Source organism: Bacillus sp. FSL W7-1346, from assembly GCF_038593335.1.
Lineage (GTDB): Bacteria > Bacillota > Bacilli > Bacillales > Bacillaceae > Bacillus > Bacillus altitudinis.
On sequence record NZ_CP151988.1, the window covers coordinates 2,991,688 to 3,016,642 of the forward strand.

Consider the following 24,955-nt stretch of genomic DNA (forward strand, 5'->3'; position numbering starts at 1 on the left):
GTACTGCTTGACGTCATCTCTTTCGTCAATTCTTTTCTAATTTCGGGAATATTATACTACAGAGCAGATAGGTTGTATATGTGACGGCCAATACGTTTTTTTGCCCTTATAAAAGAAAAACAGCCTTTGACGTGGCTGTTTTCACTTCGCTATTGGTTGATATGTTCACCATTAATGACAACTTTCTGAAATGAAGGAGATACTGCATGTTCCAATGAAAGAGGGTACGTGACATCGTCAATGACACAGTCTTTCATTTTAAAGTGTGTGACCGGGGAATGTGAGTATGCGGCGATCTTGACACCATATCGCCCTCCGCTGCTTTTTAACCCTTCTACTTCAATATGACGGACTACAGGCCTATGCGGACCGGCATCCCCTTCCTCATACATCATGTCGATACAGACCACCTCATGCTTTAAGCTTTTCACTAGATTGTTTTTAAAATAGATGTGTTCAATGGTACCGCCCCTGACAGAGTTGGTCTTAATGCGCAATGCCCTGTCGAGGTTCGGACTGTCCATGACATTATCCTCTGCATATACATACTTGACGCCTCCAGAGATTTCACTCCCGATCGTTACTCCGCCATGACCATCACGCATCGTATTTCTACGAATGACGATGTTTTCAGATGGAACACCGATTCTCCGGCCGTCCTCATTTCTACCCGATTTAATGGCAATACAATCATCGCCATTATCAAAATAACAATCTTCAATGAGCACATGTCGGCACGACTCTGGATTCACACCATCTGTATTTGGGCCATGACCGATGATAATCACCCCGCGGACGATGACGTTTTCACTTAACACCGGATGGACTTGCCACATCGGTGAATCCTTTACGGTTACTCCTTCAATGAGAATGTTTTGGCAATTGTATGGCTGGATAAAGCTTGATCTTAAATAATGTCCTTCACCAAACACTCTTTCTTCCACTGGTATTCTTTTTTCAGCCATTTCAAAAAGAAGCTGACGATCCCGGTCCTGAGAGGGTTGACCATTTGTTCCATACTTCCAAGGCCACCAGTGGTGTTCATCCCCTCTCCCGTCCAGAGTGCCTGCTCCTGTAATCGCGATGTTTTCTGCATGATGGGCATAAATAAGTGGTGAATAATTATAAAGCTCAATGCCTTCATATCTTGTTAGAACAAGCGGGAGATAATCACGTGTATCTTGGCTGAAGGTCACATAGGCGTCTTCATGAAGATGAAGCTCTACATTGCTTTTCAATTCTAGAGCGCCTGTCAAAAATGTCCCTTCAGGAATCAGCACACGCCCTCCTTTCAAACGATGTGCATCATCGATGGCAGACTGAATAGCATTTGTCGAAAGCTCTATCCCTTTGTTATCTGCACCATAATGAATGACATTGAATTCACGATCTGGGAACTTTGGCGCTTTTATTTGCTTTAACACCTGATCTATACCATCTGTTTCTTTGTCTTTTTTCCCTTGCTTTGCTAAACGTGCGAGTCCAATTCCTGTTAGTACTGTTCCTGCTGTCACATACATCAAATTCCGTTTTTTAGACATTTCCTCATCCCCCAGACGCCTTAAAGTGTCACACCTGTTTTAAAAATGGCCAGCTCTCTAAAATTGTTTTTTTCATGATTTAACAGCTTTCCACTCGCCACATCAATCAACGTGGCAATGAATTTCTCTAGCACCACATCTTCTGGTACATCTTCAAGCAATTCCCCCGCATTAAAGTCGATCCAATGTTTTTTTGTTTCATATAAAGCGGTATTGGTCGATACCTTCATCGTTGGAACAAATGTGCCAAACGGTGTGCCTCTGCCTGTTGTAAAGAGGACGAGCTGACAGCCAGACGCTGCGAGAGCAGATGAAGCAACCAAATCATTCCCAGGCGCACTTAATAAATTCAATCCTTTTCGTTTTAGCAGCTCCCCGTATGTTAAAACATCCTTTATAACGGAAGTACCCGCTTTTTGTGTGCAGCCGAGAGATTTATCTTCTAATGTCGAAATTCCTCCTGCTTTATTTCCCGGGGAAGGATTTTCATATACTGGCTGTCGATGATCCATAAAGTATTGTTTAAAATCATTGATCATCTGCACAATACTGTCGAATGTCGCTTTTGATTCCGCTCTCTCCATTAAGATCGTTTCAGCCCCGAACATTTCCGGTACTTCTGTTAAGACGGTGGTCCCTCCTTGAGCCACAATAAAATCGGACAGTCTGCCTAAAAGTGGATTTGCGGTAATGCCTGAAAACCCATCTGATCCTCCGCATTTCAAGCCAATACTCAGCTCAGATAACGGAATGTCTTCTCGCTGATCTTCTTTCGCTGCGTCATAAATTTCCTTGAGCAAAGCGACACCTGTCTCAATCTCATCCCCTACTTCTTGGCTTCTTAAAAATTTCACCCTCGTCTGGTCATACTCCCCTAATGTTGCCTGAAAATCCTCAATGTCATTGTTTTCACAGCCAAGACCTAGAACGAGAACCCCTCCAGCATTTGGGTGCTTTACGGCATTTTGAAGTATTGTTTTTGTGTTTTCATGATCATCCCCAAGCTGTGAGCACCCATAATTGTGCTTTAATACGAGAGCCGTTTCAAAAGGATGGATGCTTCCCCCCATTTCAGCGGTAAATATTTGAATGATTTGATCGGCAATGCCATTGACACACCCGACTGTTGGGACAATCCAAAGCTCATTGCGTATACCACTTGCGCCATTTTTTCGTTTATACCCTTTGAATGTCAGATTCGTTTTTTCATAGGGGTTTTCTGTTAAAGAAGGTCGGTATTCGTAATCGAGCTTACCTGATAAATTCGTTTTGATATTGTGCGTATGCACCCATTCTCCAGTCGAAATCGCAGTGGATGCATGACCAATGGGGTAGCCATATTTGATGATATTCTCTTTTTCTTTGATCTCAGCCAATGCAAATTTATGACCTTTAGCAACGGTTTCTTTTAAAATGATTGTATGACCTTGGTGCTGAAGCTCTTCGCCTTGCTCAAGCACTTTTAAAGCGATACCAACATTATCTGAAGGATGAATCACAACAAAGTCTCTCATGCCTTCTCCCCCTGACTTTCATATTGAAGAATTTGGTGAACAGCAGCTCTCATGCCATTTTCATGTATGAAGGTGAGCTGCTCGGCTACTGCATCCTTCAGCCCTGCGATCTTCGTCAAATCCATCCCCCATAAAACTTCGTTTGAAAGAAGTCGATCGACCATTGATTCATAGGAATGGTCCACTTCCTCCCATGCTTCCTTCATGAATGTCATCACAGACTCATCATCCTTTATTTGATCTGCATGGACTTGATAAAAATAAATCAAACTGCTCAGTGAGAACATAAGTTTCGTAGGCAACTGTTTTTTTAGCTCTATATAATCTAGAAGAGACGGGAGAATACGCGCCCGAAATTTCGATACACCATTTAAGGCAATATCAAGTAATTGATGTTTGACAAAAGGGTTGCAGAATCGATCCCAAACGGATTGTGTATAAAGCAGCAGCTCTTCTTCAGGAAGTGGCAAACCTGGCAGCACTTCCTCCTCAAGCATGCGGCGAATGAACACACCAACATGCTCATCATCCACCGCTTTTTTGACAGTATCCAAGCCACATGAATATGCAATCGGCACCATCGCTGTATGTGCACCGTTTAAAATGCGAACCTTGCTCATACGATAGGGAGCGATATCTTCCACAAAAAGTACGTTTAACCCTGCTTCTTGAAAAGGAAGCTCTTTTTGAACAAACGGAGGTGCTTCAATGACAAACAGGTGATAATATTCTGCTGTGACAAGCAATTCATCGATATACCCCTCTTCTTTTTGAACAGTCTCCGCTGCTTCCTGAGAAAATCCTGGGACAATCCGATCAACTAACGTATTACAGAACGTGTTGGCTTCCTTGACCCAAGCCACAAAATCAGGCGGAAGATTCCACTCAGCTGCCATTGTGATCACATATTCTCTTAATCGATCACCGTTTTGTTCAATCAATTCACAAGGTAAAATGATCAAGCCCTTTTTCTCATCTCCAGAAAAAGCTTTGAAGCGGTGATACAAGAAGGCTGTCAGCTTTCCTGGAAAACTTACTTGCGGCCGATCTTCTAATCGGTCCTCTTTTCTTAACACAAGTCCTGCCTCTGTTGTATTAGAAAAGACAAAGCGCACATTAGGACTTTCCGCTACATGTAAAAAGGCTTCATAATCTGTATATGTGCTGATTCCCCTGCTGATGGATTGAATGACGATCCGTTCGTTCATTTCTTTTTGGTCATGAAATCCTTGAATACATAAAGTGTACAAACCATCTTGTTCATTTAGAGCGGTCACTGATCCTTTTCGAGGAGGAACGACCACTGCTCTTCCTTTAAAATCTGTACAGTCGTTTAGCTTCTGGATCTGCCAATTCATAAATCCCCGCATAAAGTTTCCTTCGCCAATTTGTAGAATGGTTTCAGGATATTCAGCCACTGGGTACACATCTTTGGATAATCGTCTCAAACGCTTTTCCTCCCTGCATTTTTTGCACACGTGAACATTTTCATTTAAAAGATGCTGATTACTGCACCTTTTTTACTGAATCTCTAATCATCAGCTCTGTGTGGACATACACTTTTTCCAGATGATCGTCTTCTTGCTTTTCACCGTTGATGACTGAAAGGATGGCTTCTGCTCCAAGCGCACACATTTTTTCAATTGGCTTTTTGACTGTTGTGAGGGCAGGCGTTGTATAAGATGAAAATGAAATATCATCAAAACCAATAATAGAAAGATCATCAGGACACCTTTTACCTTTTGCAAACAATGCATTCATCGCACCAATCGCCATGTCATCGTTGGAGCAAAAAAGGGCAGTTGGCGGATCATCAAGAGTGAGTAAGGCTTCCATTGATTCATAGCCGCTCTTCATATGATAGTCGCCTGTGATCATGTATTCCTTCTTCATGGGTACATGATGGTCAATGAGTGCTTGCAGAAAACCAGCTTTTCTTTCCTGTGTGGATTTAAACCCTTCTTTCCCTTCAATAATGGCAATTTGTTTATGCCCCTGCTGAATGAAATAGTGTGCAGCTTGGTATGCCCCTTCACCATCATCCGCTAATATATTCATCACTTGATTACTTTCTACACGGCGATTCAGTACAATAATGGGAATGCCCTGCTTTTTCACATGATGGATAAACGCTTCATCATGCTCGCTTTGGCTCATGAGCAAAATACCATCATACCGCTGTTTATGAATGGTTGTGTAATCGTGAAAATCGTCAATTCCTCTTACAACCAAATGATAGTTTTCTGTTATCACACTGTTGACGCCTTTTAATGCATCAACAAAGAAACTTGAGGATGTGCCTTCTGTTAAACTCGTAAAAAACAGACCAATTGTAAATGATTTTTGCGAGACAAGGCCTCTGGCATGGACATTCGGTGAGTAATTCAGCTGTTTTGCAATCGACAAGATGTTTTGTTTTGTTTTCTCTTTAATAAAAGGGCTATTATTTAAAGCCCTTGATACTGTGGTATGAGAAACGTTTGCCAATTTTGCTATATCTTTGATTGTGACTGTCATGCTATTCCGCCTTTTATGATTTTTTATCATCTTATCATAAAAACGCTTTCATAATCTTGCTTTTTGTTCATATCATCTTGCTTTTATGCGGTAGCTCATTTGCCCGTTCAAATTGAAAATACTGCTTTGCATTTTCATAGCTGATTCCTTTTACCATTCCCCCTAGCAAATTGAGATCATTAGGCGCTTCACCTTTTTCCACCCAATCTCCAATGATGTCACATAACAGTCTACGAAAATATTCATGTCTTGTGTAAGACAGGAAGCTTCGTGAATCTGTCAGCATCCCAATAAATCGGCTGATCAGTCCGATACTGGAAAGTGCCATCATCTGCTCTGTCATTCCCTGCTTTGTATCATTAAACCACCAGGCTGTTCCATGCTGCATTTTCCCAGGAGTCTTTCCATCTTGAAAACTTCCAGCGATCGTTGAAATCACCACATTGTCCCTTGGATTCAAGGAATAGAGGATGGTTTTTGGCAATGCATATGCTTGTTCTAACCGATCTAATACGCGGCAAAGAGGTTTTGCAATGTCTTCATCATTCATTGCATCATATCCGGTATCTGGTCCAAGCCGCTCAAACATTTTCGAGTTGTTGTTTCTGAGCGCATTGATATGAAGCTGCATCGCCCATCCCCGCTGAGCATATGCCTGACCTAGTTCAATGAATGTGTGTGTTTTAAATTGAACCTTCTCCTTTTCCGTCAATGGATGTCCAGACATTCTTTTATGAAAAATGATCGTAGCTTCTTCTTCCGTCGTGTCTTCGTACGTCATTTCATTGATGGCATGATCTGAAATCAAACAGCCCTGTTCATGAAAGAAATCGATTCGCATATGAAGTGCTTTTATAAAGTCTTGATAGGATTCGATCTTGATAGATGAAACCTCCGCTAGCTGATGAACATACTCGATAAATAAGTCATTTGATATATCTAATGCCTTATCTGGCCGAAACCCTGGCAGTACTTGCACAGAAAAGCCTTCTTCCCGCAGTTGTTGGTGATAAATCAACGAATCAACCGGATCGTCTGTCGTCACAACCGTTTCAACATTTGATTTCACAATGAAATCTCTCGCACCAAATCCGTCTCCTTGCAACTTTTCATTTACTTTTTTCCAGATGATGTCTGCGCTTTCTTCATTCAAAAGTTCTTCGACATCAAAATACCGTCTTAGCTCTAGGTGGGTCCAGTGATAGAGAGGATTTCCAATCGTCATCGGAACGGTTTTCGCCCATGCTAAAAATTTCTCATCATCTGAGGCATCTCCTGTGATATGTGTTTCAGGTATCCCATTTGCTCTCATGGCACGCCATTTGTAATGATCTCCGTAAAGCCATGCTTCAGTTATATTTTGGAACGTTTTATTTTCATAGATTTCTTTTGGACTTAAATGACAATGGTAATCAATAATCGGAAGGTTCTTTGCAAACTCATGGTATAGCTTTTCCGCCGTTTGACTGTTTAATAAAAACTGCTCATCTAAAAAGGCTTTCATCAAACTCCCCCATCTCTTATAATGATGAAAATCAATTTGTTCACGTTAACAATTTTATTGTAATCGTTTACAAAATTGATTTCAATCCTAAAACAAGAAAAAACGATCTCCTTTAGAAAAGAAAATCGTTTTTTGGCTATTTTACAGATGGTGTTTTCTTTAGGATAATCGCAATAGTTGTTCCTTGACCTAATTCACTTTCTACTTGAATATCGCCATCGTGCAGTAAGACAAGCTCTTTTGCAATCGCCAGTCCTAGTCCTGTTCCATTTGTTGGATCATTCGTATTTGTCCCTCTATAGTAACGATTAAATAAATGATCCACCGTTTCTTGCGCCATTCCGCGTCCGTTATCTTTCATTTCGATCCGAACTTCATCATTTGTTTCAGATAGAATAGCTTGAATAAGAGTACCTTTCTGGTTATGCTTCACTGCGTTCGCCAGCAGGTTCTCAATGACTCGTCTAAACCAGGCTTTATCGATCTCAAACATGACACCCTCTGTTTGATCTTCAAAGGATGACAAATAATCTTCTGAAAGCGTGCTTCTTGAAAACTCGTCCATAATGGAGGCTAAAAATTCACCAAGCTCAACAGGTTTTCGATTAATAGGCAATGCACCATTTTTCAATCGATACGTGAGGTTTAAATCCTCAATCAAGGTCGACATGTATTCTGATTTCTCACGAATGACTTGTCCCATTTCCATGACTTCTTCCTTGGACCATTGGTATTGATCTGATTCTAGCATTAATCCATAGCCGTAAATCGTGCTAAGAGGCGTTTTTAGATCATGAGACAGCCCTGCGATCCATTCTTCCCTTGTGGTTTGAATTTTTCTTCGGTTTGCTTCATTCTCTTTTAACGTATTGGTGAGCTGATCCATTGTTTTGAGGATATCCTCAAACAGCCGGTACTCCCGCTTAATACGGCCCTTTTTATTTTTACTTACTGGAATACCTTTTCTATTTGTTGGCTCCTGCAATTTATTTCTTGATAAGAAAATCAGCCAGCGGATAATGTGATAGATCGGTAGCCCATAGCGATACGAGTACCATAATGTCATAACGATAATAATCGTAAGCGCAAGACCTGCAATCAAAAGCGTTGTATATTGGTTTAAAGCCTCTGTCTCTTTATCATAAAGCTCGTCTGGGCTGTATACTTTGTTTGGCACCGAAACAATCATATACAAATCCTTATTCACTTTGATATACGACAGGTCACTTCTAAACTCCCAAGGCTTTGATTGATACTTGAGCAGTTCAACATCCGTTACGTTATTTTTCAAATTATTTTTGGCTCGGATACCTTTTAAGTATTTTCCTTCTTCATTAAACAGATGCACCGATCCATTCATTCTTTTCAAAAATTCTTTTGTTTCAACTGAATATTGAGACAATGCAGCCAGGTTTTTTTCATGCTGCTTGAGATAATTGGCTACCTTTGTGCTGTTCGTTTTAAATCCATATAAGACGATAAAGCTTTCTTGATCAATCTCAATTGGCCAGAAGTACATCTTGTAATCTTTAAATTGTCTTTTTTCAAAGATTTTGATCATTTCATCCTTTTGATAGGATGTTGGAATGTTTTTAGGGAGTTGATAGCTATAGACGTTGCGTTTTTTGGAATCAATCACTTGTAGCCAGCCATCACGTTTTTCCACTGCTTGTTTGAGCTGATCATCGGCTTCCATTTTTCCATCCTCGTTAAAATAAAGCCAGCTCATGAGTGTATCTCCATCTGCCTTCGTTAAACCAGTTTCAGTCATATTCTCATAGCGCTTTTGAAAATAAAGATTTTCAGAGAATGTTTGCCCGATCGTTAGAATGACGATGACAATAAACATTTGTCCGACAAAGTGAAAGAAAAGTTTTGTTCGTAAATTCATAAACTATTGAAGAACCTTCACAGGTTGGGGAATGAACTTATAGCCCATACCACGGATCGTCACAATATATTCAGGCTGACTTGGATCTAACTCTATTTTTTCTCTCAGCTTTCGGATATGAACCATGACGGTGTTGTTGTCACCATATGACGGAACACCCCATACTTTCTCATAGATTTGATCTTTTGAAAGTACTACATTCGGATGGTCACAAAAATACTTCAGCAAGGACAAAAGCTGAGCTGAGCAAGCCGTCACCTTTCCCCTTACTTTCAACTCGGCTGCATGAGGATGGTACGAGAAATGAGCATATTCATATTGACTGTGCGCTTCTTCCTGCTCCTCCTGTAAGGAGACATAAGTTCGGTTTAAGTGCGCCTTTATTCTAGCTACTAGCTCTAACGGATTAAATGGCTTTGTGATGTAATCGTCTGCACCTTGTGCAAATCCAGTCAATTTGTCTACATCAGACGTTCTTGCTGTTAAATAGAAAATCGGTGCCTTCGTCATTTTCCTGATGTCAGGCAGAACATCAAAGCCTGACTTACCGGGCATCATCACATCTAGAAGTAAGAGGTGGATGTCCTCGTTTTTGACAATATCTAATGCTTCATCTGCATGATAGGCTTTATAAATATGTTGAAACCCTTCTTTTTTTAATACGCGTTCAACCATTTTTACAATTGCTTCTTCGTCATCTGCAATCAATATTTTTGCTGTTTCCACGCATCTCTTTCCTTTCTAGCTATGATCTCTAACCGTATATTACCATTGTCCAAAGTAAAAAAGTACCTCTTTTCTGCATAAAAGCGAAAAAAGATCAACTGGAGAAAATGGCATAACAAGGTAATACCAGAAGATGCAAAAAAACTCGGTCATACATACCGAGTTTTTTGTCCATCTATTATCCGTTCACAGCTTCAAGCTTTCTTTCATGATTCATTAAGTCATATGTTAAACAGATCGGCTTATTCGTTCTCGGATCAAGCACAATTTCTGCATCGATGTGGAACACCTGACTGAGTACCTCTTTTGTCATGACCTCATGAGGCGTACCCTCTTTAATGACTTTCCCTTGATTGAGGGCAATCATGTAATGCGAAAAGCGTGCAGCATGATTGAGGTCATGAATTACCATCAGCACCGTTCTGCCCTGTTCTCTGTTTAAGCGTTCTAATAGCTGAAGGATCTCCAGCTGATGAGCAAGATCTAAATACGTCGTTGGTTCGTCTAATAAAAGCAGCTCTGTTTCCTGAGCGAGTGCCATCGCAATCCATACCCGCTGACGCTGTCCACCGGAGAGTGCTTCAATTGGCCGGTCATGAAATGCAATCATTCCCGTCTCCTCAAGTGCCCATCTGATGATTCGTTTGTCCTCATTAGATAAACGGCCAAATCCATTTTGATGCGGGAAACGTCCATATGACACAAGCTCATAAACGGTCAGACCACTTGGGGCTTCAGGCGTCTGCGGTAAGATAGCCATTTGTTTTGAAATTTCTTTTGTTGGTGTTTGATGGATAGCCTGGCCATTTAAATAAACAGCACCTTGATGGGACTTCATAATACGAGACATTGTTTTTAAAATCGTTGACTTCCCGCACCCATTCGGCCCAATTAATGTGGTCACCTTGCCTTTTGGGATGCTGATATTTAAATCGTCTACAATCAAACGGTCATGATAGCCAATACAAAGCTTTTCTGTTTCTAGTGAATTCATCTGTTATACTCTCCTTCCTCATTAGTTCGTTTTCATCAATAAGTAAATGAAGTAAGGTGCGCCTAAAGCAGAAACGACAAGTCCAACGGGCACCTCTGATGGAGCAAGTATGACACGCCCAAGTGTATCTGCAAGTAATAACAGCAGTGCACCAATCATAGCGGACGCCGGGATCATTCCTTGATGTTTCGGACCAACTAGCTTTCTTGCGAGGTGTGGTGCCGCTAATCCTAGGAACGATATACTCCCTGCAACAGCGACACTTGCACCGGCTAATGCAACTGCAATCAGCATGAGAAAACTTCTTTCTTTATGAACTGAAATCCCTAAGCCATAAGATATCTGATCACCCAAATTCATGATATTTAAGTAGCGTGCCCTCACCATCGCTAATACAAGAAAAATCAGCATCCACGGCACGACTGATAAGACATATGTCCAGCTTGAGCCCCAAATACTTCCTGACAGCCACACAATGGCTTGGTTAAAATCATTTGGGCTCATCTTTAATTGAATGACCACAATCGCTGCCGAAAATGCAGCATTGATCCCAATACCAGTTAAAATCAATCGAACAGGCGTAATGCCCTTTTTCCACGCTAGCACATAAATGAGAAATGCAGCAAAGGCTGCCCCTGCGAAAGCGAAAAGCGGCAGTACAAATATCGTAAAATCACCTAAGTTCGACATCGAGCCCTGAAAGGCAAAGATAAATAAAACAACCGCAAAACCTGCACCCGCATTTACACCTAGAATGCCGGGATCAGCTAAACCATTTTGAGAAACACCTTGCCAAATGGCACCTGATACAGCGATAGAAGCGCCAACAAGTAAAGCGATGACCATCCTTGGTAGTCTGAACTCGAATAATACAAGCTCATCCATTTCACTTCCGAGTCCAAAAAATGTTTTGAATGTATCCATCGGAGAAATCCTTATCTCTCCGGTATTTAAACTAATCAGGAACACAGCCACGATGGCTAAAAAGATCATGACCATCGTTCGTTTGTATTTCTTTTTCTTTGCCTGCTGCACCATTTCCATTTAAATTCCGCTCCTTTCACGTCTCGCTAAATATAAGAAGAAAGGAACGCCTATAATGGCTGTAATGGCACCAACTGGCGTTTCAAACGGCGCATTGACAAGCCTTGCCGCAATGTCTGCATAAATGAGCAAAATAGCCCCTAAAATAGCTGAGCAAGGAATAATCCAGCGATAGTCAACGCCGACCAAGAAACGCGTAACATGAGGAATCACAAGCCCGATAAAGCCAATAGAACCTGCAACTGACACGGCTGCACCTGTTAAAAGGATCACGACCAATATGCCAAGTACCTTGACTGTTCGTGTATATTGTCCAAGCCCTTTTGCTAATTCATCGCCCAAGCTTAAAACCGTGATGGAGCGGGCAAGAATCATTGCGATGATCAGTCCTACAGCCGCAACAGGAATGATGATCTTAATATTGCTCCAATTCACCCCAGCCACACCGCCTGCGTACCAAAAACTCATATCTTGCGCGACGTCAAATCGAATGGCAATCGCTGAGGAAATTGAGCTTAAAAGTGCGCCAACAGCCGTACCGGCTAATGCGAGCTTCACAGGAGTAAGCCCCCCTTTTGAAAGGGTTCCAACCCCAAATACAATAGAGGCGCCAAGTGCTGCACCCAAAAATGACCAAAGAATTAATGTAAAAGAAGATTGGCCTGGGAAAAAAGCAAACGCAATGGCAATCGCAAATGCAGAGCCATTTGTCACACCCATGATTTCAGGAGACGCAAGCGCATTTCTTGTCATGCCTTGCATGATGGCACCCGATACTGCTAAAAAGGCACCGACAAGTGCGGCACCAACTGTACGCGGCAGCCTCAGTTCCCTAATGATTTGATGTGAGGTTTGTTGTGAGTCAAAATGAAAGACGGCTTCCCATACCGTGTGTAAATGAATGTTTGCCGCTCCTAACGATACTGATAAAAAAAGACCGAATGCTAAAGCAATGATTCCTATGATGACAACAGCTGCTGTACCAAAAGGCTTTGTCACAATATCTATCGCATCATCTTTAGCTGACAGCTGTTTATTCGATTGTGAGCCCAAAACCAGTCTCTTCCTTTCCGTTCATATCTATTCGTTATTAGTGATAATGATTATCAATCTCGGAGTCTAGTATATCACTTTCTTCACGTTTTGAAATCCTTGTTCTGATAAATTTCTTTATTTTCATCAAAAAACCGGGAGAATTTCACCATTTTCATTTTGGTCATAAAATAGCCGATGCATTTTTTCTTCTATCATGTTAAGATATAATCGCGAATGAGAATCATTATCATAAACAATTGAATAGGAGCGAACTTTTGTGAAAAAACGAACTGGACTTCTTTTGATTTCCTTCATGACCCTTATGATTTTTACTGCTGCTTGCGGCAGCACTTCCAATAAAGAATCGGGAGCCAAAAAAAATGCCACGATCACCTATCAAGATGTAAAGGGTGAAGTGAAACTGCCTCAAAACCCACAACGAATTGTGCTTCTGGCGGAAAGCTATTACGGGGATCTCGTCACACTCGGCAAAACCCCAATTGCTGCCACTGCGCCCATCTTTAAAAACCCTTTCTATAAAGGGAAAACAGATGGAGTGAAAAATCTCGGAAAATCTCCCTCTGTTGAGAAAGTAGCCTCTTTGAAGCCAGATATGATCATTGCTTGGGGAGAAGATGAGAAATTTGATCAATACAAAAAAATTGCACCTACAGTTGCCATTCAATACAATCAATATTCGTTTAAAGACCAGCTAAAAGAATTCGGTAAAATGACAGGCACATCAAAAAAAGCAACGGATTGGATCACAAAATGGGATGCCAAAATTGCTGAAGTGAAACCAAAAGTAACAAAAGCTGTAGGAAACAAAACCGTTTCGATCGTATCACCATTCGATAAGGGCATTTACATTTTCGGTAACACTTTTGCACGCGGTGGTGAAATCATTTATGACGAGCTGAAATTAAAAGCTCCGAAGGCCGTCCAAAAAGAAGCCATCGACAGTGGTGTCGGTTATGCAAACATTTCTCTTGAAAAGCTTCCAGAATTTGCAGGTGATTATATTTTCACAAGCCCATGGAGTGGATCAAAAAGTAATGGCGATCAAGTGTATAAAAGCAGCATCTGGGCATCACTTCCTGCTGTCCAAAACAAACGCGTATTTGAAACAGATACAGTCGGTTACTTCTTTAATGACCCTGTGTCACTAGAAGGTCAGCTCGAATTTATTGTGGATCGATTAACATCTGACTCATAAAAAAATACGTTTCTCCAGCATTGGAGAAACGTATTTTTTAAACTGTACCTTTGGCAAATTTTTTGGACATGAATGGGTAGAGTAAAATGCCCACTAAGAACAATCCAATACCAAGACCAAATGTTTTGAAATCAGCTGTGCCTGAAATAATGACCCAAGCGGAATACCCCATGGCCACAAGCGCAATGATCCCGTCTCTTGTCCGGTTTCCTTTTTGGAGCTCATATGTGTCACCTTGCATGATGACCTTAAAGCTGTAGATCGACGACACGATATACGGAATGAGATACGCAAGTGTCGCTGATGTTGTTAAGAAAGTAAAGGCTTCATTAATCGTACGTGACATGACTGAGAAAATAAACAGCTGTGACATGATATTTGTGACAGTCAAAGCAATAACAGGACTGCCTTTTTTGTTTGTTTTTGCAAACACTGCTGGAAAATCGCCAGCTTTTGCTGCTTGATAAGGGACTTCAGAACCAAGCAAAATCCAGCCAAGCATCGAACCAAATAAACAAACGATCGCAAGAAGTGCCATGACAATGCCGCCAGCCGGTCCGATAATGAGCTGAAGCACGTCTACGAATGGTTTATCAGAACCTTGCAATTGATCATGCGGCAGAACGCCCATTGTAATCAAGGTAATAATCATATAAATAGACAGTGCAATTAAAAGTCCTGTAATCGTCGCACGTTTGACATCACGCTGCGAGGAAGCTCTTCCTGATAAAATGACAGCAGATTCGATGCCGATAAATGCCCATAGTGTGGAAATGGCCGCATGATGAATTTGGCCTCCAAGTCCGAGCACTCCTTCACCACTTGCTGCTTCAACAGGGAAGTAATAATGTTCAAATAATGCGGTTTGGAATGCAAATAAGCCTGCGACAATAAAAAGGACGAATCCAAGCACCTTTGAAAAGGTCGTAATAAAGTTCAGCTTACTTGCTGCGCTTAAGCTTGTAATTAAAATCGTATGAGTCCCCCATAGAAGGATTGTACATACGATAAACGTTGAGAGCTGACCAAGTGTGATCGCTTCTTTTCCAAAAGTAAAGATCTCCGTTTTCACGGTTAAAATTGGGAAAAAGGTTGTTAAATAACCAGCTAGGCTTGTGATAATGGCGACATTACTAATCCAGCTTGCCACCCAATATCCCCAAACCATTGTAAAACCGGCTGCTTTTCCTTTTTTCGGATCTTTAAAAAGCGCTCTTGCATAGCTTTGTGGTCCAGCTGTTAGCTGCGGTTTATGAATGGACAAATGTCCAAACACAAAGGCAATCATCAGTACGCCGCCACCTGTGACAAGCCATGCCATCGTCACACCTAAAGGACTTGCATGCTGGGCAAGTGTACTAGGCAGCATAAAGATGCCTGAACCTACCATATTTCCGACGACAAAAGCCGTCAATAACCAAAAACCCCATTTTTTTGTCTGTTCCATTTTCGTACCTCCGTTATATTCACTTTGGACCAGACCCGGCAGTATCTTCATTGATATATTTGTGAAGCAATGACTTGCATTCTTTATGTTCATGTTGGGTCACTTTCTTACCAGCATACCCTTTTCTTAGGCAATCAGAACATAAAAAAAAGCCTGAACAAAAGTCCATGCTTTTCAAAACATACACCTTGATCTCCGGATAGCCCTCCACGCTTCAAAGACGTGGCAGTCCTGCATTTGTTCAATGCAGACCCAGCATAAAGAAAGTTGGAGCTCTCTCTACACTTCGGCGCTGATGCCTTTTTTCTCATGATCAACGATTCCATCTCTCCCATGAGTGACTCATCATCCGCGCAACCTCTACCTCACTGAGACATAGCGTGAGGATTTCTATTCATTTTTACTACACGAAGGTTATCAAACATTCTCATATCTGTCAAAGGGAAAAACATAGAAAAAAGGCAGAGAAATGATTCTCCGCCTTTCTGTCAGCTTATTGATGGTTGTTTTTCTTCTTTTGGACAGCTTCCTGAAGCGGATCGCCTGCTAGTTCTTTACTTGCTTCTTCTAACAGCTGATCTACCTGCTGATGGTCTTTCTCGCTTTTCGCCTTTTTATCCTTTTGGAAAAATGACATCGCTATTTCCCCCCTTTTCTTAAAATGCCTTTGCCTGTTTAATTTGTGCTACAGCGCTCAGCATTATACAAAGAGGAGCGGTTCATTCATCGTGAAAGGTCTGTCTCATTTTTTGCAAATACGTTAGAAAGGTCTTTAAGTCTTCCTCTGTGAAGTCTGACATCATATGCTGAATCACCTTTCCAAAAAGACGTGTATGCTTTTCGTAAATAGCCAGCCCTTTTTCCGTAGCTTCTAGCCGGACAAGGGAATGATCGTCCTTGTCCCTTTCTCTCTGAATGTAGCCTTGCTCACATAATTTATTGAGGGCAATGGAAGCGGCACCTGGGTTGAGCGAGAGTCTTTGTTTAAGCTCTTCAGCATGTGATACTTTTCCTTGTATCAATATAGAAAGAGCATATATCTGTGGAGGCGTGATGTCTTTTTCTAACTCAAGTAACTTGCGGTTTAATTTACGGCTGACTTCATAATGTACAAGAACAATTTCTTTTAAAATGTCTGCATTACTCATCCGAATCGCATCCTTATCGTTAGTGTCAACATGACTTCCTTCTTATTATAGAATGTTTTTCCAAACAGCCAACTATTTTATCCCATTTTTCTTTAGAAATAAGCCTTGCTGAATGGATTCACCCTTGATATAGTGAGTACTTGAACAAAAAACAGAACAGGAGTACGCATCATGACAGGAAAAACACATATTATGGGCGGAATTGCCGCCTCCACAGCCGTCGCCTATTATTACGGATTCGAACCAGTGACGATGGCTGCTGCAGGATCAGTAGGTGCCCTCATCCCAGATCTATGTCATACGAAAAGCAAAATCGGCAGGAAATTCCCGCTCCTTTCCACACTGATCAGTAGTGTGTTCGGGCACCGCACCTTTACACATAGTTTATTATTTCTGCTGATCATTTATTTTATTGCGACAACATACATTCCAAATGACAGCCTCAGTACCGGGTTACTAGTTGGGATGGCAAGCCACCTCATCCTTGATGCAGGCACAGTGAACGGTATTAAATTTTTGTTCCCTGCAACCATGAAAGTACGTCTCCCTTTTTATGTAAAAACAGGCAGCACAGGAGAACAAGTCGTACTAACTGCTCTGACCATTGTCACCTGCTATTACATGGCTGTCATTTGCGGAATATCCATCCCATTGCCGTTTTAGAAAAAGAAAAAAGAGTTTTGCAAAAAAGCAGGATATGAATTGATCATTCCTCATTTTTTTAGTAGTTTTAAGATAAGTGTTTTTGCCTTGCAGCTGAATACAGAATGGTGAGGAGTTACATAAATGAAAGCGTTTTTCAAAAATCACTGGTTTTTAGTGTACTCCATCCTCTTTATGTGGATGAAAACATACATCATTTATCAATTCGGATTTCATATACGAACGGCCAATCTGTTTCACGAATGGCTGCTTTTGATCAATCCACTTAGCTTTTTGCTCCCTTTGTTTGGGATTGCTCTTTTCTTAAATGAAACGAAACAAAAGGTCTTTTTATTGACCACAAATTTTATTTTGACAGCCATTTTGATATCGAATACGATCTTTTACGGTTTTTATATTGATTTCATTACCATTCCTGTCTTATTTCAAGCAAAGAACATGGGAGATATGGGCAGCAGTATGACTGAATTGTTTCATCCGCTATTTATACTCATGCTGATTGATTTTGTGGTGCTGGCATGGCTCTTAAAACGGAAACCGCTATCACCAAAAGCGTCTTTTAAGACGATCAAAACATACTATGTGGTTTGCTGCAGCTTGCTATTGTTCCATGTCAGCTCAGCTTTGATGGACCACCCTCGATTTTTGACAAGCTCGTATGATCGAGAAGTCATTGTACGCAACCTTGGGCTGTTTCAATTCCATTTGTATGACGGTGCCGCTCAAACAGCACGTATTGGTCAAAAAGCCTTTGCTGACGAAGATACACTTTCAACAGTGGCAAACTACACAAAAGCTGATTACAGTGCACCAAATGAAGACTACTTTGGACTTGCTAAAGGCAAAAATGTCGTGTTCATTTCACTTGAATCAACGCAGCAATTTGTCATGAATCAAAAGGTGAATGGACAATACATCACACCATTTTTAAATCAACTTACCAAAAAAAGCTTCTATTTCGATGAATTTTATCAGCAGACAGAGCAAGGCAAAACGTCGGACTCAGAGTTTATCGTCGCAAACTCCCTCTATCCATCTAGCAGTGGCGCTGTCTTTTTCACAGCGAGTGACAACGAATATGACACACTGTACAAGCAATTGAAAAAAGAGAATTATCAATCCGTCCAATTTCATGCGAATAATAAAACGTTCTGGAATCGTGATGTGATGTATGAATCTCTTGGGATTGACCGCTTTTATGATGTCGATTCATTTGATGTCAATGAACAGAATTCGACTGGCTGGGGCTTAAAGGATATCGACTTTTTTGACCAATCCATCGATTATTTAAAAAAGCTGAAAACGCCTTATTACAGCACGTTTATTACCTTAACCAATCACTTCCCATTTGAAATTGATCCAAAGGATCAGTTCATTGATGAATACGATTCGACTAGCACCATTTTAAACCGCTATGTGACCACCGTCCGCTATCAAGATGAAGCCATCAAAAGGTTCTTTGAACGAATGAAAGAAGAAGGACTATATGAAAATACAATGTTTGTCCTGATGGGAGACCACTATGGCATTTCAGAAGCACATCATGAGGCAATGGCAGAGCTGCTGAAGCAGGATGAAATCACACCGTTTGATGCAGTTAAACTGCAGCGGGTCCCTTTTTTGATTTACATTCCTGGGGTGACAGATGAGGCCCCTCAAACCATTTCTGAAACAGCCGGTCAAATGGATGTCAAACCGACACTTCTTCATTTACTCGGCATTGAATCAAAAGATGCCATTCAATTTGGAAATGACCTTTTCTCCAATGAGCGTACACCGTTCGCTGTGCTGAGAAATGGAAACTTTATTACAGATGATTATCTTTATACAAAGAACACGTGCTATGATCAAAAAACAAAACAACCTGTTGAAGAAGATGAAGTATGCCAGCCTTATATAGAAAAAGCCAATAAAGAGCTGTCTCTATCAGATAAAGTGATCAACGGGAACTTACTACGTTTTTATCAGCACTAAAAGCTGCCCTCTGGCGGCTTTTTCTTTTCTCTTTTCCTGAAAACCTATGAATGGTCAAATAAGTTTGATTATAATAAAGGATACACATGATGTTGAATGATAAAGAGGTGTGATCATGAAATATTTATTCTTAACCTTCGTCACCATCTGTTTGCTCCTGACTGGGTGTCAAACGGAGTCGACGTCACCAGATCAAAGCAAAAAGACAGAACTTGTGATTTCAGCGGCGGCAAGCCTGCAGGATGCTTTGAAAGAGATTGAATCTGCCTATGAAGATGATCATCCAAACGTGACACTCACGAATAATTTCGGGTCATCCGGCGCATTGAAGCAGCAAATCGCTCAAGGAGCAAAAGCGGATCTCTTCTTCTCAGCAGCTGAAGAGCCTTTTGATGATCTTGTTCAATCTGGCGACATCGATCAGGATCATACAAAGGATGCCATACAAAATGAGCTTGTCCTCATCGTGCCAAAAGAAAGTTCCTCTTCTATCAAAACCTTTCGCGATGTTGATCACATAAAAGGAAAGATAGCGCTTGGCACACCTGAATCTGTTCCTGCTGGTACATATGCAAAAGAGATTTTCACAAAACTGAATATATGGGACCAAGTGAAACAGAATGCTGTCTATGGCAAGGATGTTCGTCAAGTATTAAACTATGTCGAAACAGGAAATGTGGAAGCTGGTGTCGTGTATAAGACGGACGCGCTCGTTTCTCGCAAAGTAAAGATAGTAGATGAGGCAAATCAAGACATGCATTCCCCCATCATTTATCCTGTTGGCATTGTCAAACAGACCGATCACATGAAAGAGGCGAAAGCATTTTTTCAATATCTCCAATCAGATCCAGCCGCAGCGATTTTTAAAAAGTACGGCTTTCAAGTGAAATAATGCCGATGCTGACCGAAGATTTTCTTTCACCTATCTGGCTGTCCGTACAAGTGACTGCTTTCAGCGGATTATTGGCTGTCGTTTTAGGAACGTCCATTGGTTTTTGGATGGCCCGTACATCTTTCAAAGGGAAAATGATCGTGGAAACGCTCCTCATGATGCCACTTGTCCTGCCGCCAACGGTCGTAGGATTTCTGCTGCTCGTCGTGTTCGGGAAGCACAGTGTGATTGGACAAGCCATTGAATGGATCTTCCATCAGCCTGTCATCTTCACTTATTGGGCAGCGGTCATTGCATCGACGGTTGTCGCATTCCCGCTCATGTATCAATCAGCGAAAGCTGGTTTTTCTACGATTGAGTCAGACATTGAAGGTGCTGCAAAAGTTGATGGTGCGCATTCTTTCCAGGTCTTTGCCTATATTACCGTCCCACTCGCACTGCCATCTCTTCTCTCTGGTGCGGTTCTAAGTTTTGCAAGGGCCTTAGGAGAATTTGGAGCGACTTTAATGTTCGCCGGCAACATTCCTGGGAAAACGCAAACCCTCCCAACAGCCATCTATGTGGCGATTGATTCTGGACGAATGGAACTTGCGTGGGCTTGGACCATTTGTATTGTGATCCTGTCTTTCCTGATGCTGTTGGCTGTTCGCCGAAGCAGGAATTAAAAAATCCCCTTCTCAAAAAGAGAAAGGGATTCAGATTGTTGACAAAGGGCTAAAATGAACTTGATTTTAGCCCTTTGTCTTCTTTTCAGCGTGATAGAAAACCTTTGCTAGTCTAGGAAGCACCAGTACTCACTGACAAAATATGCGAGGGTTTGTCTACACGCTGAGGGGATAATTTTATTTATTCAAACCCAACCGTCATCGTTTCTGGATTAGACCCGACACGTTCGTTATTATTAAGTGCATTGATTTTTTCCATGTCTTCTTGTGAAAGCTCGAAGTCAAAAATGTCGGCATTTTGTTTAATTCGTTCTTCATTGATTGATTTTGGAATAGTGACAACGCCGCTTTGCAGATCCCAACGCAAGATCACTTGAGCCACAGATTTGTTGTATTGTGCTGCAATTTCCTTTAATACGTCATGATCCAAAAGCTTTCCTTGCATCAGCGGAGACCATGCTTCAATTTGAATGCCTTTTTCTTTCGCATATTGTCGTAATTCGACAAGTGTCAGTTTTGGATGAAACTCCACTTGGTTCACCGCTGGAACAACCTCCGCATCTTTTAACAGCTCTTCTAAATGCTGCACGTAGAAGTTGCTGACACCAATCGCTCTTACTTTTCCATCTTTATAAAGCTTCTCAAGCGCACGCCATGTCTCTTTAAATGTATCTGCATTTGGTCCAGGCCAATGAATCAAATAGAGGTCTAAGTAATCAAGACCGAGCCGGTTTAAGCTTGCGTCGCATGCAGCGAGTGCTTTGTCATATCCTTGATCTGTGTTCCATACTTTTGACGTAATGAACAATTCTTCTCTTTTGACGCCAGATTCTTTAATGGCTTTCCCTACGCCTGTCTCGTTTTTATAAACGGCAGCCGTATCAATGCTGCGATAACCGTTTCGTATGGCTGCTTTGACGGCATCAACCACTTGGTTGCCGTCCTCCACTTTGAATACACCTAAACCAAACCATGGCATTTCTACTCCGTTATTTAGTGTTACGGTATCATTCAAGCTTTTGACCATGTTAACAACCACCTTTTCATAGATTCCATCTTTTTCATTATCTCATGTTGCGTTTGAAAACTCTATTATCAGGCGTTTCTCTTCGCTTCAATCGCTAGCAGCAAAGCACCTGTCATACCTGCCTTGTCCTCAAGTCCAGGAGAGACAATGTATGTATCAAGCGGCGGCATGTCGACATAATCATTGACATACGCAGCCAGCTTCTCTCGAATGAGCGGAAATAGCTGTTTTTGCTTCATGACGCCTCCACCCATTATAATGCGTTCTGGGCTTAATATCAGCGTGTATTGCATTAATGCCTGTGCTAAATAATCTGCTTCAAGAGACCAAACTTCTTCTTCTTCGGTAAGCTCTTTAGCCGGCTTTCCCCACCTTGCCTCAATAGCTGGACCTGCCGCCAGTCCTTCTAAGCAAGTACCATGCGCTGGGCAGACACCTGCAAACTGATCTGATTCATGCTGCCTGACCAGGATGTGCCCCATTTCTGGATGTGAGTGACCGTGGAGAAGTTCATTTTTCACAACAGCCCCGGCACCAATCCCCGTACCGACCGTGATATACAGACAGCTGCTTAGCCCTTTGGCGGCCCCTTTTGTCAGTTCACCTAATGCTGCGGCATTGACATCTGTCGTAAAGGACACCGGTACGCCTAATTGTTTCTCCAGCTCAGGTATCAACGGGTAATGCTTCCATTCAACTTTCGGCGTATTCATGATGTAACCGTAAGAAGGATCGTCTTTCTGGACACAAATCGGTCCAAAGGAACCGACCCCTAATGCTGCAATTTCATGTTGCTGAAAAAATGGAATAAGTGATTGGATGGTTTTTTCCGGGTGCTCTGTTGGAATGGTTAATTCCTCTATGATATCCCCATGCTCATTACCAATGGCACAGCAGAACTTTGTTCCCCCAGCTTCAATCGCTCCGTAATATGTCATCCTGCCTCTCCCCCTGCTCGTCTCTTTTTTTCATCATAAAACATAGGCGAGAAGATGACAACATCATGTATTGGTCAGTAAGACTGCTTCCATGTCGTTGATATACTCCCTTAAATGATGGGCAATATCACGATTGATTTCGCCATTTTCATATAAGGTTTGGATTTCATTACGAATCGTCTGTACGGCTTGGAAGTTAAGCTCTTTCTTCTTCCGGTCAAACGTACGATCCTTTTGCTGAAAGAAAGAAGGACCATGTTCACAGCGGAATATCACTTGATTGTAAAACCCAATGACTTGATGACACGTTTGTTGATTGTCTTCGGTCATATGGTGCTTAATAGAATCCACCGCAGCTTCAGCCGTTTTCTTACGGATTTGTTTATACGATTCCTCGTTTTCTAATATGCCGCTTGAAATACGCTGATTCGGACGCCATAGTTGAAGCCATTGTAGTAAGCGCAGAAACTTCACTTTTGAGAAACGAATTTTAAAGGAGTTGGAATAGAGCATTTCCAACTCATGAAATCTCTCTTGCAGCTCATACGCTTCTTCTTTGTCGATTTTCTCTTCCTCGATCAACTGCTGAAGTTTCATCTGTTCTGCTTTAATGCCGTGCAGTCTGATTTTTCTCTCTTGTTTTCTCATACCAAACTGGTACGGTTCCCGCTGAATATTTCTCAGCTTCATTCGGTAATCATTGATGAGTGCAAGGGAGACTTCTCGATTGTCTTCATTCATTCCTTCTTTTAGAGTTTTAATGGCACTTCTCAGCAGCTTCCGTTTCGCGTGCTGAATCTTTGTATCTAAGTCCACATCCACTTGCTTATCTTTTTTCTCCGATAAAATAGGCAGCAGCACACTCGCTAAAATGAGTGTACATAAAATGACGCCTGCTGCGAGGAAAATAATTAAATGACGCTCAGGAAATGGTGATCCGTCTGCAAGCGTAAATGGGATGGAGAAAGCACCTGCTAATGTAACAGCACCACGAACACCAGAGAATGTCATCAGCATGGAAGCACGCAGCTTCGGTTTTTTCGCGTTCTTCTTTTTCGATACACTCCAGTTTCCTGCCCAGAACAGCCATACCCATAGAAATCTGAGAATCATTAGACAGAATGTAATGATTAAAATGTAACTGATGACCTGCATATTATTAAAGGCTTCATCTTGGAAAATGACGGTCGATACATCAGGAATTTGTAACCCAAGTAAAACGAAAACAAGGCCATTTAAAATAAATAAAATAATATTCCACGTGTTTGAAGAAGCAATTTGCAGTTTTGCTAAATTCGCTTCCATTCGGTCTTGCTCGATGGCATGTGTCACACCACCGGCAACAACGGCTAAAATGCCGGATACGCCAATTTCTTCCGCTGCTAAATAAATCACAAACGGCGTGAGGATTTGCAGGATGATGTGCATTGTGACATCGTCCATGCCTAAACGGCGGAGAAAATAGCGGAAACGAATGATAAAAAACGACAGAATAAATCCGGTCAATAATCCGCCAGCAGCAATCAGAACAAAGCTAAAGGATGCCTCTGCAATGGAAAATGCCCCTGTAACCGTTGCAGCAATAGCAAATTTAAAGGCAACAAGTCCTGACGCATCGTTCATCAGCCCTTCGCCTTCCAGCAGTCTCATGATCCCCTTTGGCATATTCACACGGCTGGAAAGTGCACTTACAGCAACCACATCTGTCGGTGATAAAATCGCTGCAAGCGCAAATGCAGCTGGAAGTGGTATGCTTGGAATCATCCAATGGATGGTATATCCTGCGACAATAACTGTCGCAAATACGAGCCCTAAAGCTAATAGAAGAATGGGTGCTCTTAATTTCCACAGCTCGTCCCTTGGGGTACGCTTCCCATCATTAAATAACAGCGGTGCAATGAATAAAACGAAGAATAGCTCAGGATTTAAAGAAATATGTAAACCTGAAGGAAAAGCTGCGACCAATATCCCTAAACCCACTTGGATTAATGGAACTGGAATAAAGGGCAGAAAACGATTGATAATATTAGATGATGCAATGAGTGCTAGTAGTACGAGCACTGCCAAAAATATCTCCACTAGTACATGTCCCTCCCATTTCATTTTTTCCGTCATGTTTTGCTTACATGCAAAGATGTGTTCATTTCTTTCTGATCCATCCGTTCGGTCATGAGCGTTTCTTTAGTATCCCGCAAAAAGCGAAACCAACACATAACAAT

Annotated in this window: 21 protein-coding genes and 1 riboswitch; of the genes, 5 read left to right on the forward strand and 16 right to left on the reverse strand. The window is 41.6% G+C overall.

Going from position 1 to position 24,955, the window contains the following annotated elements; genetic code table 11:
• Positions 1-149: 149 nt before the first annotated feature.
• The 10 genes from NST09_RS15560 to NST09_RS15605 form a co-directional block, all read right to left on the reverse strand.
• Complete coding sequence (locus NST09_RS15560; RefSeq protein ID WP_342493091.1) at positions 150-1,541, reverse strand: glycoside hydrolase family 28 protein; 1,392 nt, start codon at positions 1,539-1,541, stop codon at positions 150-152.
• Between the two features lie 20 nt (positions 1,542-1,561).
• Entirely contained in the window at positions 1,562-3,055 is a 1,494-nt protein-coding gene (locus NST09_RS15565; protein ID WP_007500276.1) for an altronate dehydratase family protein, read from the reverse strand.
• Entirely contained in the window at positions 3,052-4,503 is a 1,452-nt protein-coding gene (locus tag NST09_RS15570) for a tagaturonate reductase (RefSeq protein ID WP_342493092.1), read from the reverse strand. Before NST09_RS15570 ends, NST09_RS15565 begins: the two co-directional genes overlap by 4 nt.
• Before the next feature lie 58 nt (positions 4,504-4,561).
• On the reverse strand, positions 4,562-5,572 hold the full coding sequence (locus tag NST09_RS15575) for a LacI family DNA-binding transcriptional regulator (RefSeq protein ID WP_017359253.1): 1,011 nt from the start codon (positions 5,570-5,572) through the stop codon (positions 4,562-4,564).
• 67 nt (positions 5,573-5,639) lie between these two features.
• Complete coding sequence (uxaC, locus tag NST09_RS15580) at positions 5,640-7,076, reverse strand: glucuronate isomerase (RefSeq protein ID WP_342493093.1); 1,437 nt, start codon at positions 7,074-7,076, stop codon at positions 5,640-5,642.
• A 136-nt stretch (positions 7,077-7,212) separates the two neighbouring features.
• A complete protein-coding gene (locus NST09_RS15585; RefSeq protein WP_079919735.1) occupies positions 7,213-8,967 on the reverse strand; it encodes a HAMP domain-containing sensor histidine kinase in 1,755 nt (584 codons plus the stop codon).
• Between the two features lie 3 nt (positions 8,968-8,970).
• A complete protein-coding gene (locus tag NST09_RS15590) occupies positions 8,971-9,693 on the reverse strand; it encodes a response regulator transcription factor (protein ID WP_008347112.1) in 723 nt (240 codons plus the stop codon).
• A 178-nt stretch (positions 9,694-9,871) separates the two neighbouring features.
• Complete coding sequence (locus NST09_RS15595) at positions 9,872-10,687, reverse strand: ABC transporter ATP-binding protein (RefSeq protein ID WP_007500265.1); 816 nt, start codon at positions 10,685-10,687, stop codon at positions 9,872-9,874.
• Between the two features lie 21 nt (positions 10,688-10,708).
• Positions 10,709-11,731: an iron ABC transporter permease gene (locus NST09_RS15600; RefSeq protein WP_007500263.1), complete on the reverse strand. Its 1,023-nt coding sequence runs from the start codon at positions 11,729-11,731 to the stop codon at positions 10,709-10,711.
• Entirely contained in the window at positions 11,732-12,784 is a 1,053-nt protein-coding gene (locus tag NST09_RS15605; protein ID WP_008347113.1) for an iron ABC transporter permease, read from the reverse strand.
• Between the two features lie 259 nt (positions 12,785-13,043).
• On the opposite strand from NST09_RS15605, the gene NST09_RS15610 reads away from it, so the two are divergent.
• Complete coding sequence (locus tag NST09_RS15610) at positions 13,044-13,982, forward strand: ABC transporter substrate-binding protein (RefSeq protein WP_342493094.1); 939 nt, start codon at positions 13,044-13,046, stop codon at positions 13,980-13,982.
• Positions 13,983-14,019: 37 nt separating this feature from the next.
• Here the strand turns inward: NST09_RS15610 and NST09_RS15615 are convergent, their stop codons facing one another.
• From NST09_RS15615 to NST09_RS15625, 3 genes are all read right to left on the reverse strand, one after another.
• Complete coding sequence (locus NST09_RS15615; RefSeq protein WP_060781409.1) at positions 14,020-15,429, reverse strand: amino acid permease; 1,410 nt, start codon at positions 15,427-15,429, stop codon at positions 14,020-14,022.
• A gap of 192 nt (positions 15,430-15,621) precedes the next feature.
• Positions 15,622-15,800, reverse strand: a riboswitch (Lysine riboswitch).
• A 122-nt stretch (positions 15,801-15,922) separates the two neighbouring features.
• Positions 15,923-16,066, reverse strand: a complete 144-nt coding sequence (gene sspJ / locus NST09_RS15620) for a small acid-soluble spore protein SspJ (RefSeq protein ID WP_008347117.1) — start codon at positions 16,064-16,066, stop codon at positions 15,923-15,925.
• Between the two features lie 82 nt (positions 16,067-16,148).
• Positions 16,149-16,577 carry a MarR family transcriptional regulator gene (locus NST09_RS15625; RefSeq protein ID WP_007500254.1) on the reverse strand — a complete coding sequence of 143 codons (429 nt, stop codon included), beginning with the start codon at positions 16,575-16,577 and terminating at the stop codon, positions 16,149-16,151.
• Positions 16,578-16,748: 171 nt separating this feature from the next.
• On the opposite strand from NST09_RS15625, the gene NST09_RS15630 reads away from it, so the two are divergent.
• The 4 genes from NST09_RS15630 (at position 16,749) to modB (ending at position 20,771) form a co-directional block, all read left to right on the forward strand.
• On the forward strand, positions 16,749-17,240 hold the full coding sequence (locus tag NST09_RS15630) for a metal-dependent hydrolase (protein ID WP_058213610.1): 492 nt from the start codon (positions 16,749-16,751) through the stop codon (positions 17,238-17,240).
• 123 nt (positions 17,241-17,363) lie between these two features.
• Entirely contained in the window at positions 17,364-19,214 is a 1,851-nt protein-coding gene (locus NST09_RS15635; RefSeq protein WP_342493095.1) for an LTA synthase family protein, read from the forward strand.
• A gap of 115 nt (positions 19,215-19,329) precedes the next feature.
• On the forward strand, positions 19,330-20,106 hold the full coding sequence (modA, locus tag NST09_RS15640; RefSeq protein ID WP_008347120.1) for a molybdate ABC transporter substrate-binding protein: 777 nt from the start codon (positions 19,330-19,332) through the stop codon (positions 20,104-20,106).
• A complete protein-coding gene (modB, locus tag NST09_RS15645) occupies positions 20,106-20,771 on the forward strand; it encodes a molybdate ABC transporter permease subunit (RefSeq protein ID WP_342493096.1) in 666 nt (221 codons plus the stop codon). Before modA ends, modB begins: the two co-directional genes overlap by 1 nt.
• Before the next feature lie 181 nt (positions 20,772-20,952).
• Here the strand turns inward: modB and NST09_RS15650 are convergent, their stop codons facing one another.
• From NST09_RS15650 to NST09_RS15660, 3 genes are all read right to left on the reverse strand, one after another.
• Positions 20,953-21,798 carry an aldo/keto reductase gene (locus NST09_RS15650; protein ID WP_024719811.1) on the reverse strand — a complete coding sequence of 282 codons (846 nt, stop codon included), beginning with the start codon at positions 21,796-21,798 and terminating at the stop codon, positions 20,953-20,955.
• 68 nt (positions 21,799-21,866) lie between these two features.
• Positions 21,867-22,736: an ROK family protein gene (locus tag NST09_RS15655; protein WP_035389396.1), complete on the reverse strand. Its 870-nt coding sequence runs from the start codon at positions 22,734-22,736 to the stop codon at positions 21,867-21,869.
• Between the two features lie 63 nt (positions 22,737-22,799).
• The gene (locus tag NST09_RS15660) at positions 22,800-24,815 is read right to left on the reverse strand and encodes a Na+/H+ antiporter (protein ID WP_017359242.1); all 2,016 of its coding nucleotides are present in this window, start codon (positions 24,813-24,815) and stop codon (positions 22,800-22,802) included.
• Between the last annotated feature and the right edge of the window lie 140 nt (positions 24,816-24,955).

What these genes read in the sequence shown, in the direction of transcription:
- sspJ (WP_008347117.1), bottom strand. Translation starts at nt 16,066, where the DNA reads ATGTCATTTTTCCAAAAGGATAAAAAGGCGAAAAGCGAGAAAGACCAT.
- NST09_RS15630 (WP_058213610.1), top strand. Translation starts at nt 16,749, where the DNA reads ATGACAGGAAAAACACATATTATGGGCGGAATTGCCGCCTCCACAGCC.
- NST09_RS15615 (WP_060781409.1), bottom strand. Translation starts at nt 15,429, where the DNA reads ATGGAACAGACAAAAAAATGGGGTTTTTGGTTATTGACGGCTTTTGTC.
- modB (WP_342493096.1), top strand. Translation starts at nt 20,106, where the DNA reads ATGCCGATGCTGACCGAAGATTTTCTTTCACCTATCTGGCTGTCCGTA.
- NST09_RS15600 (WP_007500263.1), bottom strand. Translation starts at nt 11,731, where the DNA reads ATGGAAATGGTGCAGCAGGCAAAGAAAAAGAAATACAAACGAACGATG.
- NST09_RS15575 (WP_017359253.1), bottom strand. Translation starts at nt 5,572, where the DNA reads ATGACAGTCACAATCAAAGATATAGCAAAATTGGCAAACGTTTCTCAT.
- NST09_RS15565 (WP_007500276.1), bottom strand. Translation starts at nt 3,055, where the DNA reads ATGAGAGACTTTGTTGTGATTCATCCTTCAGATAATGTTGGTATCGCT.
- NST09_RS15560 (WP_342493091.1), bottom strand. Translation starts at nt 1,541, where the DNA reads ATGTCTAAAAAACGGAATTTGATGTATGTGACAGCAGGAACAGTACTA.
- NST09_RS15595 (WP_007500265.1), bottom strand. Translation starts at nt 10,687, where the DNA reads ATGAATTCACTAGAAACAGAAAAGCTTTGTATTGGCTATCATGACCGT.
- NST09_RS15585 (WP_079919735.1), bottom strand. Translation starts at nt 8,967, where the DNA reads ATGAATTTACGAACAAAACTTTTCTTTCACTTTGTCGGACAAATGTTT.
- NST09_RS15655 (WP_035389396.1), bottom strand. Translation starts at nt 22,736, where the DNA reads ATGACATATTACGGAGCGATTGAAGCTGGGGGAACAAAGTTCTGCTGT.
- uxaC (WP_342493093.1), bottom strand. Translation starts at nt 7,076, where the DNA reads ATGAAAGCCTTTTTAGATGAGCAGTTTTTATTAAACAGTCAAACGGCG.
- NST09_RS15635 (WP_342493095.1), top strand. Translation starts at nt 17,364, where the DNA reads ATGAAAGCGTTTTTCAAAAATCACTGGTTTTTAGTGTACTCCATCCTC.
- modA (WP_008347120.1), top strand. Translation starts at nt 19,330, where the DNA reads ATGAAATATTTATTCTTAACCTTCGTCACCATCTGTTTGCTCCTGACT.
- NST09_RS15650 (WP_024719811.1), bottom strand. Translation starts at nt 21,798, where the DNA reads ATGGTCAAAAGCTTGAATGATACCGTAACACTAAATAACGGAGTAGAA.
- NST09_RS15625 (WP_007500254.1), bottom strand. Translation starts at nt 16,577, where the DNA reads ATGAGTAATGCAGACATTTTAAAAGAAATTGTTCTTGTACATTATGAA.